Raw genomic sequence first — 17,960 nt, 5'->3', positions numbered from 1 at the left:
AATTATTCAATTAAGATAAGTTGTTCTTGCTTCACTTTTCTTACTAAGTTCAGGGAACAATCTTTAATTGTTCAAATCATATATTCCAGATGCATGTTCATTTGGCATGTCTGGAAGTTCTGGTACTGGATATCCTTTTGGAGGTTCTATTACCGAAAGCTCCCCTCCATTTCTACTAGGTGTTGTCCCCTGGAAGACTTCACCTATACGTGTCTCATCTAACCGGAAATTAAATTGGGCATTATGGAAACCCATTTCTACGAATTTACGGCACTCTGGGTATTTATTCAAATCGTAATTAGGAATTGGGAATAGTTTACCCCAATCTACCCCAAGAGTTTCTAACGCTTTAGCAAACGCATTTTGGTGAGCGTTATCCCGCACTATTAAGAAGGCGATAGTTTCACGAAGGGTTCTATTATTACTCATCTCATAAATTCTTGACTTTTGAAGTACACCTGTCGATTCAAGAACGAGGTTATTTAATAAGTTTGCTGCAAGATTCCCGTGGTCATACACCCAAGAACCATTCCATGGATTACCTGCCGCATCCTCAGCAACTGAAGCTTTTGCACCCATAATGTAATGATGTGGATTGACACCACTTTTAATGACATCATCTAGTGGAGCAGCATCACTAGCTTGATTTCCCGGTAAGTTAGCCCCAGATTCATTTAGTAATTGATTTATTGTGGACTGGACAAGTTCCACATGACTTAATTCTTCAAGAAAAACACCTCTGATTAGGTCACGGTATTGTTTTTCTTTACCCCTAAAATTTGCACTTTGAAAAGAAAACTGCATCATTGTTCTCATTTCGCCAAATTGTCCACCAAGTGCTTCTTGCAGAACCTTCGCAGCATGAGGGTCAGGTTTATCAGGGACAATCATATTAATTAAATCTTCTTTATAGAAATACATGAGCATCTATCTCCTTTTTTATTACGTCCCATTTATTATTTCGTGTCATTAAGTTATTATTCACTTTTGCCACCAGACACATGTATTTTATAATAGCTATTTAAAAAAACTTTATCGGTTTTGCACCTAAATTTCTTTGTAATTAAACGAGGTATTTTGGTTACCCTAACTTATGTGCGTACATCTAAGAAAGGTGGCACATTATGCATATAAGGAGGATATTTATGGGTATTTTAAATGGAAATCCACAAGAAGAACCACTTCATTATGGAGAAGTATTTGGGACGTGGAGTTATCTTTTATCAGCGAAAAGCTCTATTGCTGGTTTTCAACTTCAACTTAATCATGCAGGTGATGATGATTTAAAGGGGCTTTTGAAGGACTGTATAGAAGGTGGGACAGAAGAAGTAAGACAACTTGAAATACTACTTAAGGAAAATGGAATAGGCTTACCACCTACTCCTCCAGAACCGCCCAATGCCTGTCTAGATGATATACCGGTAGGAGCACGTATGCCAGATCCTGCAATATCGGCAGCGTTATCTACTACTATCGCTTCAGGCCTTGTTTCGTGTAGTACAATTATGGGCCAATGTATACGTGAGGACGTAGCGATGATGTTTGGGCAGTTCCATATGCAGAAAGCTCAGATTGGGGCTAAAGCTTTGAAATTAAATAAGGAAAAAGGATGGCTTATACCTCCACCTCTGCATAAAAATAAAAATGAGCATTGTGAATAATTAAAAGAGACCCTTTATAGAGTCTTTTTAGAGCGTAGACAAACCCCCATTTCAGTTGTTGGTGAAATGGGGGTTTCATTGATTATGGTCATTTTAATAGTAAAGGAGGAGGCTTATCACGCCCACCTAGCCAGTTTCATAAGATTTATGCAGCGAAAGTTAGCATCCTCTCATAGCTATTTTTTCCAGTCCCCCTGAGCGTGGTCCATTCTTTTGAATCCGCAAAGGGTTAGATTCGTATTGTCTATAGTCATATCTAGTGGTGGTCGATAAAGTAGTGTAGGGACATATAACTAGACTTTGTCTACAAGCTGAAAGAGCCAACTTTTAAAGGTTGGCTCTTTAATATTATCCATTAGATAGTAGTGAATAGTATGACAAATTTCAATGTTAAACACTCTTTTCACTCTTATATTATAGAACTCCTCTTGGAATTAATTTGTCCCTCAATACCTGATATAGTGAAAACTGATCCTTGACCAAATGTACTATCTACTGTAATTTTCCACCCATGCTTCTCAATTATTGTTTTTACAATTGATAAACCAAGCCCTACCCCACCTGTCTTACGTGAACGGGACTTATTAACGCGATAAAACGGTTCGAAAATTTGTAGCAATTCGTCGGAATAGATACCATTGCCTGTGTCTGATATTGATATCTGTCCCACTCCATTTATTTCCATAGCCTTAATATGGATTTTACCACCAATTTTATTATATTTGGCAGCATTCTCAATTAGATTAAAGAAAGCTCTATAAAGCAAAGCCTCGTAGCCTTTCACATTGTGGAGTTCGCAATGAAGCTCTGTTACGATTTGTTTTTCCTCAAAGTGAGGATGGAGCTCGCTACAAATAGTTTCGAACATATCTTTTAAGCAAATTGATGTAGTTTCGAATCCTTCCTTTTCGTCATAAAGGTTCATAAGGTCATCTACCACAGCCATTAATCTTTTTACATTTTTCTCAGTTATTGCAAGTGTTTCTTCATATTCAGATTTTGATGGATTTTTTTCCATATGAAGTACCTGAGTTCCGGCATGAATGATTGCTAATGGTGTTTTTAGTTCGTGAGCAACATTTGCAGAAAATCGCTTTTGTTTTAGAAACGATTTTTCTAATCGATCTAGCATGATATTAAATGAGTGTGCTAGTACACCAACTTCATCTTTTCTACCCACATGAGGAATGCGCTTCTTTAATTCATGCTCTGTAATTGTGGAAATTGCTTTGCTTAATTCATGAATGGGGTCCAAAGACCTGCCTGCTACAATATATACCAATCCCATTCCAAGTACAGATACAATAACAAGTATAATTATAATAGTTGTATCAAAATTATCTTTTGCTTGAGTCACAGCTGGGGATAATGTCGTATTTGGTGCAATTCCGACTGTAGGTAGACGGCTTTCCTCAATAGCCCTATAAGGTTCTTTAGCCTGTTGTGGATTAGCTAGTTCGATATTGATAAATTGTGTACGAGCATTGTAGGAAGCAGTCATAGTCAGGATAAGAGAGCAAAGTAACAAAATAGCACCTGCAAGCAATGTTATACGCATTCTTAAGGATACTCTGTTTGTAAATTTCAATCGTTATCCCCCTCAATTTTATATCCCATTCCACGGACGTTTCGAATCAACTCTTTATCACACTGAGCATTTAATAACTTCTTTTTTATTGAATGAATATGATACTTTAAGCTATCGGGAAACAGATCAGCACTACTATCACTTGTATGATTTAATAGTCGTTCGGTACTTATAACCTCACCTTTATGTAGCATCATATACTCCAAAATACCATATTTTTTTTGTTAGGGGTATTTTTTTTTCTCTAAAAGAGACTACTTTGGTAGCTATGTTTAATTCGAGGTCGTCACAGGTAATTTCATTTCCACGTTTTATATAAGCTATACGAGATAAGTTCCGGATTCTTGCCTGTAATTCAAGAAAATCAAATGGTTTTGATAAATAATCATTTGCTCCCATATCTAGACCTTTTACTCTATCCTCTATTGCACTTCGTGCGGATAGAATCAAAATTTTTGTCTCTTTGTCATTTTCTCTAATATATCTCAAAACTTTAAATCCATCGATTTCAGGTATATTAAGGTCGAGTATAATTACATCATATGAATTAACAGTATAGTAGTTTAAAGCTTCTTCTCCATCGTATGCTTTGTCTACAGCATAACCACTTTTACGTAGCCCTCTATCAATAATCGTTGATAATTCTTCCTCATCTTCTATGAGCAATATCTTCATGGTTTCTCCGTTTCTTTAATAAATAAGGAGAGCTGCTAAGGGCTGCCCTCCTTATTTTTTGAATGGGTTATTTTCTTTCAGATGTAGTTTGCCCAGCTAATCGTTCTTGAACAGACTTTGGAATTTCACCTGCAATTTTTAAATCTTGTTCTTCAAAAACTTGAACTTTACTGAAATCAATGTTTGCATCTTTTACTTCACTAAGAGTGGGCTCTTCAATACTAGCAAATACGGATGTGCCACCAATTGCTAAAATTACTCCCAGAGCTGACCCAATTATTATTTTCTTCATTTTCATTACTCCTTTGGCTCTTTTATATATATTTATAGGTTGCGCAACCTGTAAATACAGTTTATCAAACTAATGGTTGAGAAATCGTTAGTAAAAGCTTTCAATGAAAAATTTTTGTGTAAGTGTCCCTAGGGTTGGTTAATCAACTTTATTTTCCTTATGTTGTGCCGCTAAAAGGGCCCTTTAAAGAAAGCAAAAAATGAATTTTAAACTATAAATTTTTTATGAGATGATTAGTTGAGTTGGAATCTTCCCATTTCGGTTAAAGGGAATTATTTTCAACAATGACCAAATAATCCTACTAAAAAATGAACGTAATGAATGGGAGTTGCCTGGTGGTAGGTTAGAGCGAGGGGAAACACTAGAGGAATGTGTCATTAAGGAAATTCGAGAAGAATTAGGACTTTCATGTTTAATAAACAACTTAATTGATATATGGGTTTATGAAGTATTAGAAGGAAAGCATGTACTGATTGTTACTTACTTGTGTGACTGCACGGAGATATTGAATGTGAAAATTAGTGATGAACATTCAATGTTTGATTGGATTTCAATTGATGAGATTAATACCGTTAATTTACCCAAAGGTTACGTGAACTCGATTAAACTCTAAAATGCAATTTTATTAGATATTTTAAAACTACATACGTTATTTCTCCTCTACTCTGAAGTATCAACATAAGAAACAACTCCTTTCATAATCTACTATAAATTTCTATATTTAGTAAATTAAAGTCTATTAATATATTGAAAAGTACGGAAAATATGTTACTATAAAATGGAAAGCTTTCAAAAAATTGAAAAAAGGTGTGTTTCTATTTGAAAAAGGTCTTTGTATCTAGTATTTCTGCATTATTATTATCAACAGTTCTATTAACCGATGTATCACATGCTGAGAAGAAAGATTTAGAAATAAAAACGAATTTAATTGAAGCATCTAGTAATAGTTATATAGATGAAGAAATTACCGTCAGTAACTGGGCTAGAAACATAGGCGTAAAGGGACTTTTTGCTGCTTTAGATAGAGCATCACAACACCTGTTTAATAGATCACCTTCAAACAGTTATGGAGGAACTCGTGATACTTCAAGCTCTGGGACAATACATTTTAATCAGGGTAGCCAGAAAGTTGCAAGTGTAAGGAAAGATGTTCAAGTTGTAAAGCGTGGTCATGAGGTTGAAATGTGGGCTAATAACCATAACTTGTTATCACCAACTGCGAAGATTGTTGTATTGCTTACTACTCCAGGTGGGTCTGATGTAATTAATAGAAGTGTAGGGCATAATCAATATAGTTGGTATAAAGCCACTAGCACAGGCCAACATCGAGCGAGATATATTACTAGCAACGCGCATTCATGGACTTTATGGCAAGCTTATTATCACTGGGGAGATTTAGCTTCTGTCTGCACTGGGTGTACACAGTCAATAGGAGATGAGAATAACTCTGCATCTTTTACTAAAGCTAATAATGAAAATGGAGACACTGTAACCTTTGAAAATGTTGATGGTAGAAAACATGTTGTTTCTGAGTCTAACCAGAATGCTAAAGCAAAAAATAATATAAATTCTACAAATAACTCCCTTACACTAGGAGAATTATATTTAGATTTTTATGATGAGGATCTAGAAGTTCTAACAGATACTCCTAAATCTTTCACAGAAAATGATATTGTTGTTGTAAGTGACACTATTGCAGATATACAATTCATTGAAGAAACTAATGAAACTGAGTTTTTATTCACTACACCATATTCGAATCAGACTGTTAATTTTAGTGGTGACCTAACCCACAATTACAAAGTAGGACAAGAAATTAGTTTCAAATTTGAATTTGTAAAAATCTATCCAGATAAGGAATACCTCACTTTAGATTATAGAAAGCAAGTTGAAGATAATGATAATATTGCACCAAGTATTAAGGATTATTTAGCAAAATAAAATTACTTTAACACCAGTTTTTCGATAAAAAAAGCAGCCTTTTATTTTTAAGGTTGCTTTTCTTACTTCTTTTACATTTCCTAAAGAAGAACCAAGGAAATAGCAGATACTTATATCACCTGATTGCCTTTATCAGCCATAATTATCACCCTTTTGAATTACCATAATGAACTTGTTTTTGGTTTCACATTTCTAATAAAAAAGAAAACAAGAATACCTATTATAATGGCTAAGATTCCTGAAACATAGAAGCTGACAATCAGATGTTTTTTCATCACAATCGACATAATTGGAGGACCTGCTGCTACACCTATAAACCTAGATGCGCTGTAGAAAGAAGTAATAGTTCCTTTTTCTTCTTTTTCCACATTTTCCGTAATGAGTGCATCTAAAGTAGGAAGAATGGCTCCAATACTTGCTCCAACCAAGCTGGAAACAATCAATAACAGAAGTAGTTTGTCACTCAAATAGCCTATAAATATAATACTGCTCGCAATTAGAGCAAGAGAAAAAAGGATCACTTTTTTCATGATCTCTACATTTCCCTTTATTAGCTTTCCTGTTACAAAAGAGGCAACACAAAGTATAAACAGCGGGATGGCTAAGTATAATCCTTTTGTTACACCTTTGAAATCATGTACTTTTTCAAAAATATCTGATAGGAAAAATAGAATTCCGAAAAGGATAAGCATCGCATAAATCCCAACTACAAAAGTAGTATGAAGCCACTTTCCTTTTTCTGTGAAAACCTTTTTCGTTTTACGAACAAATATATTGAATTTAACCGACTTCTCTTTTTTCTTAGGTACTTTAATAAAAATAAGAACAAGAAGAATAGAAATTAGGCTGAAAATGGATATTGAAAAGAATGGTAAATACCAGATTATCGCAGCTAATATAGAGCCTAATACCGGACTTAATACTTTACCAAAAGTATTGGAAGTTTCAATTATGCCTAAGCAAGAACTAGTTTTTTCATTATCTTCGTTATATAAATCCCCCACCAAAGGCAAAATGATAGGCGTAGCACCTGCGGCTCCAATTCCTTGTATTATTCTGCCAATAATTATCCATATAAAAGGATCATTTATTTTCCATGAAGCATATCCCGCCATTAATCCCCCGACTAATGCCAAACAAAGACTCGGCAGTATGACCATCTTCCTGCCAATCACATCAGATAAATAACCTGCAACAGGTATCAAAAAGATGGAAGCAACAGAATAAGAGGTAATAATCATGCTTGATTGAAAAGAAGAAATATCTAATTCTTTTTCAAACAAAGGCAATACAGGTATTAACATGGAATTACCTAATGTCATGATAAGAGGGATGGAGGCCATGCTGATAATACACCAAGCACTAACTTTATGTTGCTTTTGCAAACTATATCCCTCCGAAAATAAAGAAATGTGGGTTGTTCCATGTATCAAAGTTTGAAGGAAATTCCATCAATAGAATCAATTTTACCTCTCCACCACATACCATTTGATGGAGAATTTTGATTTTGATTAACTAGATAAGTTGCATTCTTCAAATGAATATAACTTGCTACAAACTCGTTTTTATCCTTTTCTTTTAATTCTTGCATTTCTTTTATGTATGCATTTTGAAGGTCTGAAAATTTTTTATGAAGTATTTGCGACAGGGTTTTATTTTGTATATTTTTTGTAGCATCTACAATACCTTCATAATAAGCTTGTGGTCCTACAAGGGTACCAGCAACGACTACACCATAAATATTTAATGTTAAGTCTATTTCACACCCATCATCATTTGTTAAATCTAAAAACATTTGCAATACTGCATCATCTGTTGCAGTATTATCTTCTTTTTTTGTCATATACCTCACCTCTGTCACCTATTAATCCAAGAGTATCTGCTAGTCAATACCTATTATGTCTTAAACATCTCTCATTATCCTTAGAATATACTCTGGAATAATATTTATAAGTGATAATCCAATATTTTAGATGACAGGAATGAAGAAGGTTATCATATTAGAGGATTGCAATGCCGTAAAGACCTGAACTCATAATCCCCTTTAATAAAAGTTAAAGATCTACTTTGTCCAAATAAAATGGCTTATATCAATTAATAAACTAAAGTAGCGATAGTTGTAGTAATGTGATTAATTCTATTAAAGGGAGCTTATCTGTTAAAAGGTAATCTTCTTTTTTATATAAAAATATACATTGAGTAATTGATCTGTATTTGAAATAATTTGTATTAACCAATAGGACAGGATTCTGGAATAAGGTTTGATAAAGGGGGTTATTAAATGAAGTTGATGCTAAACTACATTCTGTTGATTATTATTTTAGTTTTCGGACTATTTGGTTGTGGAAAAAATAATACTAGTGAAGAAAATGTAAGGGATGATTCGTTTATAAATAATGATTCTCAGCAAATAAATGATGACTTTAAAGTTTCAATAAATGTGGAAAACAGTGAAAAAGCTCTTAATGTTTATGCGACCATTACTTATACGGGAGAAGAAGCGGAAAAAGATATATATCACAGTGGGAGAATTTTTTTCTTTAATGTTTACCAACAAGATGGTGGTTTTGATTATATTGGGGATATGGATGAACCACAATTAACAACAACGCTTTTTAAGAATGAACCTCACATAGAAATCTTTAATGTGTTAGATATGCCTAATTTAAATCCAGGTACTTATAAGTTTGAAGCTATTGCTTCTTTTTCGTTGAGTTCAGAATTAGCGTCAAACATTGAGATTCCAGTTTCTAAAATTGAGGAAATCGATTAAAATATTCTTCGGTGATATTAACCTAAATCCCTATTATATTTTGCTTATTCAAGTAATGAGCTGTAGTCCTGCAAAAAAGATAAGAAAATTGCCCTGCAATCTGGGTGCGATTGCAGCATAGCTATGTAGCTACGGTGTTTAATTAAATTTGAAAGGGAGTTTATTATTGAAACAAAATAGTGAACTTTATTTAGCAATCACATTAGAATAATTCATCTTATAGTTGGAATAATTAAATTTGAGGTGAATTATATGAATAAAATTTTGTTGACTTTTGCTTTCATAATTCTTATTGGTGCTTTTTCAACAAATTTCGGTAAGGCTATGGTACATCCTAGTGGTAAAGTCAAGAAGGAGATTTATGCTTCTTCAGACGAACTTTTAGTAGATGTGTTGAATCCCTATATTACCAAGATAGTTCGCGAGGAATGCGGAGAGAATGTAAGGTGGACTTTTGAGCGAGTTCAGAATCTAAAGCTTTTGGTAGACCATACTGGTTCAAAATCAAAAAGCTGGTATGAGGTAAGCCTTATGATAAATACTACAAATTCAGAAAATGAAGGAAATGTCTGGGGTATTGATGTTGTTACGTTTAATATTGATCCAAAGTCATATCTCGGTATCACTGAAGTAAAAAGGGAAAATCTCGAAGACGTATTTATTGAGTTAAAAGAATATGTACATATTCACGATCATAAATTAGAAAAAAATCTTTAGAGGATAGGGCAGTCATAATCACAGCATACTTTATTTTAGTAATATCCATTTGACATCTTAATCATAAGCAATTGGACGCTCCTGGAATAAGGATTTTCGCTCATTTTTCATTCTAAGGCTCGCGTGCAAATCATGTAAAAGCTACATTGATTTCGAAAAGCAGGGTACTGTAATCCCAATGGTTATGTGGGTATGTACATATTCAAAGAATGCGAATAGAAAAAATCGTCAACATAATATATTATCCACGGAAAATACTAAGAGAAAAAACTAAAAGATGCTGGGACAATACCCTCCTCTATATTGAAAAAGCCAGTGAGATTTTACAATAAGTAAAATTTCACCGGCTTTGTTTATTTTGAAATTAAAATAAGGACCACTTCTGATAAAATAAAGTTACCACACAAAATTTCATCGGAAAGAAGGGTCCTTATGTTTAAAAATTATAGCATGAATCAAATTGTTTTGCCTCTAGATTTAGAAGTGAAATTACAAAAAACGATATTGCCTTCCATATCCATCACTTAGTTGAAAGATCCCTCATAAAGTGTTCGAACCCATTTCTCCGAAATGAAGGCTGCCCAGCGTATCATCCGCGTATGATGCTTAAAATTATCTTATGCGCCTACACACAATACGTTTTTTCAGGACGGAAAATTGAAGCCCTATTAAAAGACAGTATTCGTATGATGTGGCTAGCTCAAGGATATGAACCAAGCTATCGCACCATTAACCGATTCCGTGTGCAACCAGAAGTGAAAGAATTAATTCGCGAGTGTTTTGTCCAATTCCGTTACCAACTGGTTGAAGAAAAACTTATTGATCAAGAAGCCATTTTTATTGATGGTACCAAGATTGAAGCAAATGCGAATAAATTTACTTTTGTATGGAGGAAATCCATTGAGAAATATCATGAAGGTTTAATTGAAAAGTCAAACCAGTTATATAATGAACTCCTTAAGAAGGAAATCATTCCAGAAATGGAACGTTAAACCGATGAACAATTATCAGTGGAAGAACTCGCTCAATTGGTTCAAAAAGGTAGCCAAAGTTGTAACCATGTATGATGAACAAATGGAAGCTACCTCAAACATTCCGAAACGAAGAGCCTTAAGAGGTGAGCGCAAATATCCGAAACAAGTCCGTAAACAACTGATTGATTTTGTCGTACGTAAACAGAAATATCAACAAGACTTAGAAACCTTTGGTACACGTAATAGCTACTCTAATAAAACATAGAACGAACGTTCGTTCTTCCAACTTGAAACAAAACGAATGTTCGAATGGGGAGTAATTATATCAAGGTTGAAGAGTTACCTGTGATATATAAAAGGAAAAAATCAGCTGTTTAATAGCAGCTGATTTTTTATTGAAAAATGTCCGTTTACCACTATTGATCTCTAAGGCTTAAAGCAGTATGTGCATCCTGCAGTCTTACATTTAATTGATCACCTAAATGATTAGGGTGATAATATCCATTGGTAACCATAAAATCTGTTATCCTAGCATGTGTTTCCACTGCATTTCTTAATTGCTCACGGAGAACTGATTTCAGTTCAGGTGTAGCTGTTTCTGTAATAGCAAATGCGAGATTTCTGACTGCAGATTTAGATGAAATCATAAAATCCGAGGCGATTGCCCGTTCTGTTAATCCTCCCATTCCGGCCATATTTTGCAGGAGATTAGTCATTGTGAGTCTCCTCCCGGTTTGTAATAAAGGCCGTAAGTTGCTTCAACTCTTGATTTCCTGATTCTAAATCACCAGAAAGAATCGATTTAAGATCGCCTTCAGGAAGCAATTTGCTCATTGTTACAGCTTTCGTTAAACATGTTGTTTTAAATGCAATTAACTCGAGTGTCTCCAGTGTTTCATGGAGTGCTAAATATTTTGTCAAGAAAATCTCTCCAATCTTTAAAAACTTCTATTATCTTGCTTCCTACAGGAGATTTACATTCCAACAAAAATATTCCATAAACTAGTCATAATTAATTGAATAATAATCACATATTAAAGGGATTTTAATTTCAGGAGGTGTAGTCATGGAGAAGAAAAGCTTAGCTTATCATGAAACAATGGAAACACATGAGGTATTAAACCTGAAAACTGTAAGCTTATTGAAATCAAAGCTTATGCAGGGCCTTTGTTTCGATAATGAATTAAAAGCACTGATGGAAAAAAATGTTCAACAGTCAATTGCAGCGATAAATGAACTTAAAGAATTTTATAAAGGGGCAAAAACCAATTATATAGAATGAGGTGGAAAAATGGAAATGGATTATTTAGATCCCCAAGGGGCTGAACATATGCCAGAAATGGCAGATGCGGGAATTGCATTGGAGTTTCTTCTTTCAGTCAAAACAGGCATTCATATATATGCCATTGCGTTAACTGAAACCTCGAGCCTGGAGTTAAGAGAGGCATTTTATAGACAAATGGAACTATCTATTGATTTACACACCGAGATTTCTGAATTGATGATAAGTAAAGGCTGGTTATATCCGAACGATGTTAGCAAGCAAGTTGAGTTGGATATTAAATCCGCTGACAATGCTTTAATGATTGCTGGGATGAACTTATTCCCGAATGATACGGATAGACTTGGAATGTTCGCAACGCCTAATAAATAAGGGAGGTTAGAGAAAAATGAAAGCTGTCACGTACCAGGGGAGTAAAAATGTCCAGGTTAAAGAAGTAAAAGACCCAAAAATTAAAAATGGCGATGATATCATTGTAAAAATAACATCTTCTGCTATATGCGGATCTGATTTGCATTTGATTCATCAAATGATTCCCAATATGCCAACTGATTACGTAATTGGCCATGAACCGATGGGTGTAGTGGAGGAAGTAGGACCGGAAGTAACAAAATTGAAAAAAGGGGATAGGGTAATTATTCCCTTTAATGTAAGCTGCGGGCAATGCTGGTACTGTAACCATGACATAACCAGCCAATGTGATAATTCAAACCCTCATGGTGAAATGGGCGGTTTCTTTGGATATTCAGAAACTACCGGTGGATTTGCTGGCGGACAAGCTGAATATATGCGTGTTCCATACGGAAATTTTACTCCATTTAAATTACCGGAGAACTGCGAAGTAGAAGATGAGAAGTTAGTGTTACTTGCAGATGCAGCCTCAACAGCTTATTGGAGTGTAGATCATTCTGGAGTCAAAGCTGGTGATACTGTCATCGTTTTAGGATGTGGACCAGTGGGCCTTCTTGCTCAAAAATTTGCATGGTTTAAAGGTGCTGAGCGTGTTATTGCGGTCGATTACCTCAAATACAGGCTTGAGCATGCGAAACGGACCAATAAAGTAGAGACTGTAAATTTTGAAGAACATGAAAACGTTGGCGAGTATTTAAGAGAGATAACACAAGGTGGAGCAGATATAGTTATTGATTGTTCAGGTATGAGCGGAAAGATGACACCTCTTGAATATCTGGCATCCGGAATGAAGCTTCATGGCGGTGCAATGGGTGGACTTGTCATTGCATCACAGGCTGTACGCAAAGCTGGGACCATCCAAATTACCGGTGTTTATGGAGGACGTTATAATGGTTTCCCGTTAGGAGACATTTTCCAAAGAAATGTTGACATTAAAACGGGTCAGGCCCCAGTTATACCGTATATGCCATTTCTATATAATCTTATTTCTGAAGGAAAGGTAGATATTGGTGATATAATTACACATGTACTTCCATTAGAGCAGGCTAAGCATGGATACGAAGTCTTTGACACAAGGACCGATAATTGTATAAAAGTTATTCTAAAACCTTAAATTGAATAAATCCAAGATGAATTCCTATCTATATTCTTTTAGGAATGGAGGTTGTAATTTTGAATAACAAGGACTCAATATTTTGGATAGCAGTTTTTGGCAAGTTATTAACAACTATCTACACCGCAATACTTGCATCACAACAAATTGCCACCAAACATAAGGTTGATTACCTTTATTACAAAAATAAAATTACAGAAAGATAAAACAATCATTTAAGGCGGTGATCATCCATCGTCTTTTTGTTTCAATCAATGAAAACTGAACTAGGGTATGTACAGATACAGATAATGCCGATGTTGCTCTCGGTTTTAAACACAATTGGACATGCACTATGAAACATACAAAAGAGATATTTGTTAAATCGGTCACCATCTTTGAATTGAGGAGTTGAAGATAAAAAAAACCAGAAACATCGAGTTTCCAAGGGTTTTTAGTATGGAGCATAGGGGGCTCGAACCCCTGACCTCTACGCTGCCAGCGTAGCGCTCTCCCAGCTGAGCTAATGCCCCGTTAAGACTGAATTTATTTTACCAAAAATGGAGTGGTTTGCAAATAGTTTTTTAGCATTCAATCCAAGTTTTCCACTTCAGCCTGAATGACACCGGTAAGTGTTTTTATATCATAGTACACATCTGTAGTATAGACACTCTTTTTCGTCGTAACGATACAGTTTAGAACGATATCATCTTTTTCCTCTTTAACCTTCACCCGTTTAATGGACAGGTTCTTGTGATGTATTTCTTTCATGATGCTAGTTAAATCCACATCTTTTTCAATGAATATCTTAACCTTAATTTCTTTTTCCTTCAGCTTTTTTGGTCCGACCCAATCAAATAGGAAAGGAATAACTTTTACTCCAAGGATAATGAATACAACGCCAACTGCTCCTTCGATGAAAAAACCTGCTCCAATTGTAATACCTAGCGCGGCCGATGCTAGTACGAGAGCTGCAGTTGTAAGTCCTGATATAGCTTCATTGCTTCTTCTTAAAATAACCCCAGCTCCTAAAAATCCAATTCCGCTTATAACATAGGAAGGAATACGACCTGGATCCATTGGACGTGAATATTCTTTTGAGTAAAGAAAGGCTGATTCATAGGAGACTATAGTGAGCAGGCAAGCCATGACAGAGACAATGACACAAGTCTTCAATCCGAGTGGCTTTCCTTTTAATTCTCTCTCCAACCCGATTATGACTCCAGCAACTGTTGCAAATAGTAATTTTATAATAAAATCATGACGCAATATATTCTCAAATAGGTACTCCACACGACCCCTCCTAATGGTAAAATAAATGATTAGAAAATTATAACAATATTATATACAATAAGGTAGTATCTTTTAAAATATATTCAGGTTTGGTGAGAAAGAGATGAATAAATGGTTTAATCCCTATGTGGCGCTTACTATTGGCGTCATCACTGTATCCATGTCCGCTATTTTTGTGAAGCTGGCAGATGCGCCAGCAGGAGTCATTGCATTCTACAGAATGTTATTTTCGGTGTTATTGTTACTACCCATTTTTCTCTATAAATATGTAGGAGAGTTAAAAGGAATTTCGAAACGTGATTGGTTGTTTTCTGCCTTGGCAGGAGTTTTTTTAGCTTTTCATTTTATCCTATGGTTTGAATCTTTGAACTATACCAGTGTTGCAAGCTCTACGGTTCTTGTCACACTTCAACCACTCTTTGCTTTTATTGGAACATATCTTTTTTTCAAAGAACGACTAAGTTTCCGTGCCATTATAAGTGGAATCATTGCGATTATAGGGAGTTTTATCATTAGTTGGGGAGATTTCCAGATTAGTGGGATGGCATTGTATGGGGATATTCTTGCACTTGTGGCTTGTGCACTTGTAACAGCGTATCTTTTATTTGGACAAGATATTAGAAAAAGAATTTCTATTATTACATATACCTTTATCGTATATAGTTTTAGTTGTTTTACTTTGCTAGGCTATGTAGTAGTTTCAGGCGATGCATTCATAGGTTTCGAAGCGTCTGATTGGGGATGGTTTATTCTCCTTGCTATTTTTCCTACGCTACTCGGCCATACCCTTTTCAATTGGGCTGTAAAGTATATCAGCACAAATGTTATTTCCATGTCTATCTTGTTTGAACCAATAGGAGCAGCACTGTTAGCATATTTTGTTTTACATGAAGTAGTCACTTGGAGTCAATATTTAGGTGGGTTATTAGTTATGTTGAGTGTCGGCTATTTTTTAATGGATAATCGCAAGAAAAATATAGAACCTACCATACCTAATAAGGACGGAATGGTAGGATGAATATTCGATTGGCAAAGCCCGGGGATAAAATTGTTATTGCAAACTGGAAAACAACCTATAAAGGTATTATAGAAGACAGGTATTTGCAAACCATATCTGTAGTAAGACGACAAAAGATGTGGAAAGAAGCAATTGAGGAGGGCTATGAAACGAAATGTCTTTATGTAGTCGAAAGAGATCGAGTTATTATTGGTTTTGCAACAGGCGGGTCTGAAAGAACTAATAATTACAGAATAGATGACGAATTATTTGCCATATATATATTAGAAGAGTTTCAAGGACAAGGAATCGGTATCAAATTATTCGAGAAAGTAGCAACTTTCCTCTCTAAAAAAGGCTATAACTCCATACTTGTTTGGGTACTTAAAGATAACCCTAGTTATAAATTTTATGAATCCTTTCAACCTACATTAGTAGGGACTGAACAAATAGAAATTGGTGGTAAGTCCTACGAGGAGGTAGCATATGGGTGGAAAGATATTCGCTGTTTACTTCATGTAATTCAAATGAAAAGAGCCGACAACTAGAGATGTCGGCTTTTTATTTTGTATGTATTTAGTCACATGAGTACATTAGCCATTAATGCAAAAAATACAGCAAGGGAAAATCCTAAGATCATATTTCCTCCTTTAACCTTCCCTTCTTGATTCGTAATTTTTAGTGCTTCAAAATATGCAAGCAAGAACATTCCAAGTGATGCGATTAGAGCAACGAAAAATGCTGTGTTTTTTACTAGGTCCAATTTTTTCTCCTCCTACAAAAGCTGTTACTAGATTATATGAAAGAGATACAGATAAGATTCTAGTAATTTTTTTCTTAAAAAAGCTAACCTTTAAAAGGTCAGCTTTATGTTAATGGTTTATTGAATGTGAAAATCCTAGGTACCGTTCTAATTAATAGAATAGTTACGATAGTTGCAATAATAAAGCTTGGAAGCATATAAGAACCATTATATAGAAGAGAATACAACCATACCGGCTGACCTTCTGGTGCAAAGTGACCGAAGAAAATGATCCCTGCAGCATAATGTGCTAAGAAACGAACGAAACAACCTATGAAGGATGCTACTGTTACAAAAAGAATAATCTTGTTCAACTTATCAGATAGAACTGCATTAGTAACTTGCTTTGCAAAAATACCAGCGAGACCAAGTCCAGTAAATGCAACTATATAATCGAGTAAGATCTGTCTAATATCTGCTCCGATAATTTGACCCATTAATATCTGAAAAAAACCAAGTATAAATCCTGTGAGTAATCCACCTTTAAGTCCCCAACGAAATGCCATAATAAATACAGGCACCATGGATATGGAGATAGAACCACCACTAGCCCAAATTTTCAATGATAAAGCCCCAGCTAAAAGATCCAATAAATAAGCCATAGCTCCAAAGATTGCGACCTCAGCAAGAAACAGAGTATTAGTTTTTTTCATTCCCTTACTTCCTCCTTAAATTAGATGCTAAAAACAAAAAAAAGCAATAAAGGAAGGCTCCTTTATTGCTTAATTAACATAAGAAATAAAACGCCACATCCCTACGATAGTATTAACTAACAGGTTCATTGGGTCAGAACTATTCGTTCACTCTCAGCCAAAGGCTCCCCACGTGGAAAAAATTATCTAATTGTCAATATCATCATACATAATAGTTTAGAAAACGACAAGAGTGTATGTGAACTATTATTTAGAAAGCAGTAAATAATTGATGAAGAAACTAGACTCGAAAAAATAGATGAAAAATATTCAAAAAAGGTATTGCAATATAGTTGTGAGGATGGTATATTTAACTTCGTCGCTGAAACGCGGTCACGGCTAATACAACAAAATAGCCAACCTTGTTTTTGGAAAAATAGCTTGACTTTTCAACAACAAGTTGTTAAGATGAGGAAGTCGCTTTTAAGCGAAAAATGTAAAATAAATGCTCTTTGAAAACTAAACAAAACAACAGCGTCCACGTTAACTTTTAATAGTTAACATGAACGAAATTAAGTAACAAGCTAGCAAGATTTTTGAGCAACAGCTCAAACTCTTTATTGGAGAGTTTGATCCTGGCTCAGGACGAACGCTGGCGGCGTGCCTAATACATGCAAGTCGAGCGGACTACTTAAAAGCTTGCTTTTAAGTAGTTAGCGGCGGACGGGTGAGTAACACGTGGGCAACCTGCCTGTAAGACTGGGATAACTTCGGGAAACCGGAGCTAATACCGGATAATACAAGGAACCTCCTGGTTCTATGTTGAAAG

The 17,960-nt window shown here is 35.1% G+C and carries 22 protein-coding genes, 1 tRNA gene, 1 rRNA gene, 1 pseudogene and 1 riboswitch; of the genes and pseudogenes, 12 read left to right on the top strand and 13 right to left on the bottom strand.

What is annotated here, in order from left to right; genetic code table 11:
- Positions 1-63 precede the first annotated feature (63 nt).
- Positions 64-921 (bottom strand): manganese catalase family protein, encoded by an 858-nt coding sequence (locus tag LRP81_RS08425; protein WP_230500828.1) that lies wholly within the window; start codon positions 919-921, stop codon positions 64-66.
- A gap of 224 nt (positions 922-1,145) precedes the next feature.
- Between LRP81_RS08425 and LRP81_RS08420 the strand changes: the two genes are divergently transcribed.
- Complete coding sequence (locus tag LRP81_RS08420) at positions 1,146-1,661, top strand: DUF3231 family protein (RefSeq protein ID WP_230500827.1); 516 nt, start codon at positions 1,146-1,148, stop codon at positions 1,659-1,661.
- Positions 1,662-2,070: 409 nt separating this feature from the next.
- On the opposite strand, the gene LRP81_RS08415 is transcribed toward LRP81_RS08420, so the two are convergent.
- The 4 genes from LRP81_RS08415 to LRP81_RS08400 all read right to left on the bottom strand — a co-directional run bounded on the left by LRP81_RS08415 (position 2,071) and on the right by LRP81_RS08400 (position 4,216).
- Positions 2,071-3,249, bottom strand: a complete 1,179-nt coding sequence (locus LRP81_RS08415; protein WP_230500826.1) for a sensor histidine kinase — start codon at positions 3,247-3,249, stop codon at positions 2,071-2,073.
- The gene (locus LRP81_RS08410; protein WP_230500825.1) at positions 3,246-3,443 is read right to left on the bottom strand and encodes a helix-turn-helix domain-containing protein; all 198 of its coding nucleotides are present in this window, start codon (positions 3,441-3,443) and stop codon (positions 3,246-3,248) included. The genes LRP81_RS08415 and LRP81_RS08410 overlap by 4 nt, the downstream gene beginning before the upstream one ends.
- A complete protein-coding gene (locus tag LRP81_RS08405; RefSeq protein WP_230500824.1) occupies positions 3,433-3,924 on the bottom strand; it encodes a response regulator transcription factor in 492 nt (163 codons plus the stop codon). The genes LRP81_RS08410 and LRP81_RS08405 overlap by 11 nt, the downstream gene beginning before the upstream one ends.
- A 67-nt stretch (positions 3,925-3,991) precedes the next feature.
- The gene (locus LRP81_RS08400; protein ID WP_230500823.1) at positions 3,992-4,216 is read right to left on the bottom strand and encodes a hypothetical protein; all 225 of its coding nucleotides are present in this window, start codon (positions 4,214-4,216) and stop codon (positions 3,992-3,994) included.
- A gap of 328 nt (positions 4,217-4,544) precedes the next feature.
- Here LRP81_RS08400 and LRP81_RS08395 point away from each other — a divergent pair, with 328 nt between their 5' ends.
- Positions 4,545-4,829, top strand: a complete 285-nt coding sequence (locus LRP81_RS08395; RefSeq protein ID WP_230500822.1) for an NUDIX domain-containing protein — start codon at positions 4,545-4,547, stop codon at positions 4,827-4,829.
- 206 nt (positions 4,830-5,035) lie between these two features.
- Complete coding sequence (locus tag LRP81_RS08390) at positions 5,036-6,157, top strand: hypothetical protein (protein ID WP_230500821.1); 1,122 nt, start codon at positions 5,036-5,038, stop codon at positions 6,155-6,157.
- A 158-nt stretch (positions 6,158-6,315) separates the two neighbouring features.
- On the opposite strand, the gene LRP81_RS08385 is transcribed toward LRP81_RS08390, so the two are convergent.
- Entirely contained in the window at positions 6,316-7,500 is a 1,185-nt protein-coding gene (locus LRP81_RS08385; RefSeq protein ID WP_230500991.1) for an MFS transporter, read from the bottom strand.
- Between the two features lie 86 nt (positions 7,501-7,586).
- Entirely contained in the window at positions 7,587-8,000 is a 414-nt protein-coding gene (gene gvpU, locus LRP81_RS08380) for a gas vesicle accessory protein GvpU (RefSeq protein WP_230500820.1), read from the bottom strand.
- A 438-nt stretch (positions 8,001-8,438) separates the two neighbouring features.
- On the opposite strand from gvpU, the gene LRP81_RS08375 reads away from it, so the two are divergent.
- The 3 genes and pseudogenes from LRP81_RS08375 to LRP81_RS08365 form a co-directional block, all read left to right on the top strand.
- Positions 8,439-8,930, top strand: coding sequence for a hypothetical protein (locus LRP81_RS08375; protein ID WP_230500819.1), 492 nt, complete (start codon positions 8,439-8,441; stop codon positions 8,928-8,930).
- A 252-nt stretch (positions 8,931-9,182) separates the two neighbouring features.
- Positions 9,183-9,647 (top strand): DUF3888 domain-containing protein, encoded by a 465-nt coding sequence (locus tag LRP81_RS08370; RefSeq protein WP_230500818.1) that lies wholly within the window; start codon positions 9,183-9,185, stop codon positions 9,645-9,647.
- A gap of 432 nt (positions 9,648-10,079) precedes the next feature.
- A pseudogene (locus tag LRP81_RS08365) lies at positions 10,080-10,874 on the top strand (transposase); the annotation flags it as partial.
- Between the two features lie 163 nt (positions 10,875-11,037).
- Here LRP81_RS08365 and LRP81_RS08360 read toward each other — a convergent pair.
- Together LRP81_RS08360 and LRP81_RS08355 are read right to left on the bottom strand one after the other, a co-directional pair.
- Entirely contained in the window at positions 11,038-11,337 is a 300-nt protein-coding gene (locus tag LRP81_RS08360) for a spore coat protein (RefSeq protein WP_230500817.1), read from the bottom strand.
- The gene (locus LRP81_RS08355) at positions 11,330-11,542 is read right to left on the bottom strand and encodes a hypothetical protein (protein ID WP_230500816.1); all 213 of its coding nucleotides are present in this window, start codon (positions 11,540-11,542) and stop codon (positions 11,330-11,332) included. The genes LRP81_RS08360 and LRP81_RS08355 overlap by 8 nt, the downstream gene beginning before the upstream one ends.
- A gap of 145 nt (positions 11,543-11,687) precedes the next feature.
- Here LRP81_RS08355 and LRP81_RS08350 point away from each other — a divergent pair, with 145 nt between their 5' ends.
- Genes LRP81_RS08350 through LRP81_RS08340 form a run of 3 tightly spaced genes read left to right on the top strand, consistent with a single transcriptional unit; the run spans position 11,688 to position 13,428 of the window.
- Positions 11,688-11,903 carry a spore coat protein gene (locus LRP81_RS08350; RefSeq protein WP_230500815.1) on the top strand — a complete coding sequence of 72 codons (216 nt, stop codon included), beginning with the start codon at positions 11,688-11,690 and terminating at the stop codon, positions 11,901-11,903.
- Positions 11,904-11,912: 9 nt separating this feature from the next.
- A complete protein-coding gene (locus LRP81_RS08345; RefSeq protein ID WP_230500814.1) occupies positions 11,913-12,275 on the top strand; it encodes a spore coat protein in 363 nt (120 codons plus the stop codon).
- A gap of 16 nt (positions 12,276-12,291) precedes the next feature.
- Positions 12,292-13,428 carry a zinc-dependent alcohol dehydrogenase gene (locus tag LRP81_RS08340; RefSeq protein WP_230500813.1) on the top strand — a complete coding sequence of 379 codons (1,137 nt, stop codon included), beginning with the start codon at positions 12,292-12,294 and terminating at the stop codon, positions 13,426-13,428.
- A gap of 439 nt (positions 13,429-13,867) precedes the next feature.
- Here LRP81_RS08340 and LRP81_RS08335 read toward each other — a convergent pair.
- A tRNA-Ala gene (locus tag LRP81_RS08335) sits at positions 13,868-13,940 on the bottom strand.
- A gap of 58 nt (positions 13,941-13,998) precedes the next feature.
- Positions 13,999-14,700 (bottom strand): MgtC/SapB family protein, encoded by a 702-nt coding sequence (locus tag LRP81_RS08330; RefSeq protein ID WP_230500812.1) that lies wholly within the window; start codon positions 14,698-14,700, stop codon positions 13,999-14,001.
- A gap of 103 nt (positions 14,701-14,803) precedes the next feature.
- Here LRP81_RS08330 and LRP81_RS08325 point away from each other — a divergent pair, with 103 nt between their 5' ends.
- Complete coding sequence (locus tag LRP81_RS08325) at positions 14,804-15,718, top strand: DMT family transporter (protein WP_230500811.1); 915 nt, start codon at positions 14,804-14,806, stop codon at positions 15,716-15,718.
- Positions 15,719-15,726: 8 nt separating this feature from the next.
- On the top strand, positions 15,727-16,245 hold the full coding sequence (locus LRP81_RS08320) for a GNAT family N-acetyltransferase (protein WP_230500810.1): 519 nt from the start codon (positions 15,727-15,729) through the stop codon (positions 16,243-16,245).
- A 32-nt stretch (positions 16,246-16,277) separates the two neighbouring features.
- Here LRP81_RS08320 and LRP81_RS08315 read toward each other — a convergent pair whose 3' ends face one another.
- Positions 16,278-16,460, bottom strand: coding sequence for a hypothetical protein (locus tag LRP81_RS08315; RefSeq protein ID WP_230500809.1), 183 nt, complete (start codon positions 16,458-16,460; stop codon positions 16,278-16,280).
- 104 nt (positions 16,461-16,564) lie between these two features.
- A complete protein-coding gene (gene thiT / locus LRP81_RS08310) occupies positions 16,565-17,152 on the bottom strand; it encodes an energy-coupled thiamine transporter ThiT (RefSeq protein WP_230500808.1) in 588 nt (195 codons plus the stop codon).
- Positions 17,153-17,233: 81 nt separating this feature from the next.
- Positions 17,234-17,333, bottom strand: a riboswitch (TPP riboswitch).
- A gap of 415 nt (positions 17,334-17,748) precedes the next feature.
- Between thiT and LRP81_RS08305 the strand changes: the two genes are divergently transcribed.
- Positions 17,749-17,960 (top strand): 16S ribosomal RNA (locus LRP81_RS08305); the annotation flags it as partial.

It is taken from the genome of Sutcliffiella rhizosphaerae (assembly GCF_917563925.1).
Taxonomy (GTDB): Bacteria; Bacillota; Bacilli; order Bacillales; family Bacillaceae_I; genus Sutcliffiella_A; species Sutcliffiella_A rhizosphaerae.
The sequence above is the reverse complement of the archived record's forward strand: the minus strand, read 5'-3'. Positions and strand labels throughout refer to the sequence as shown.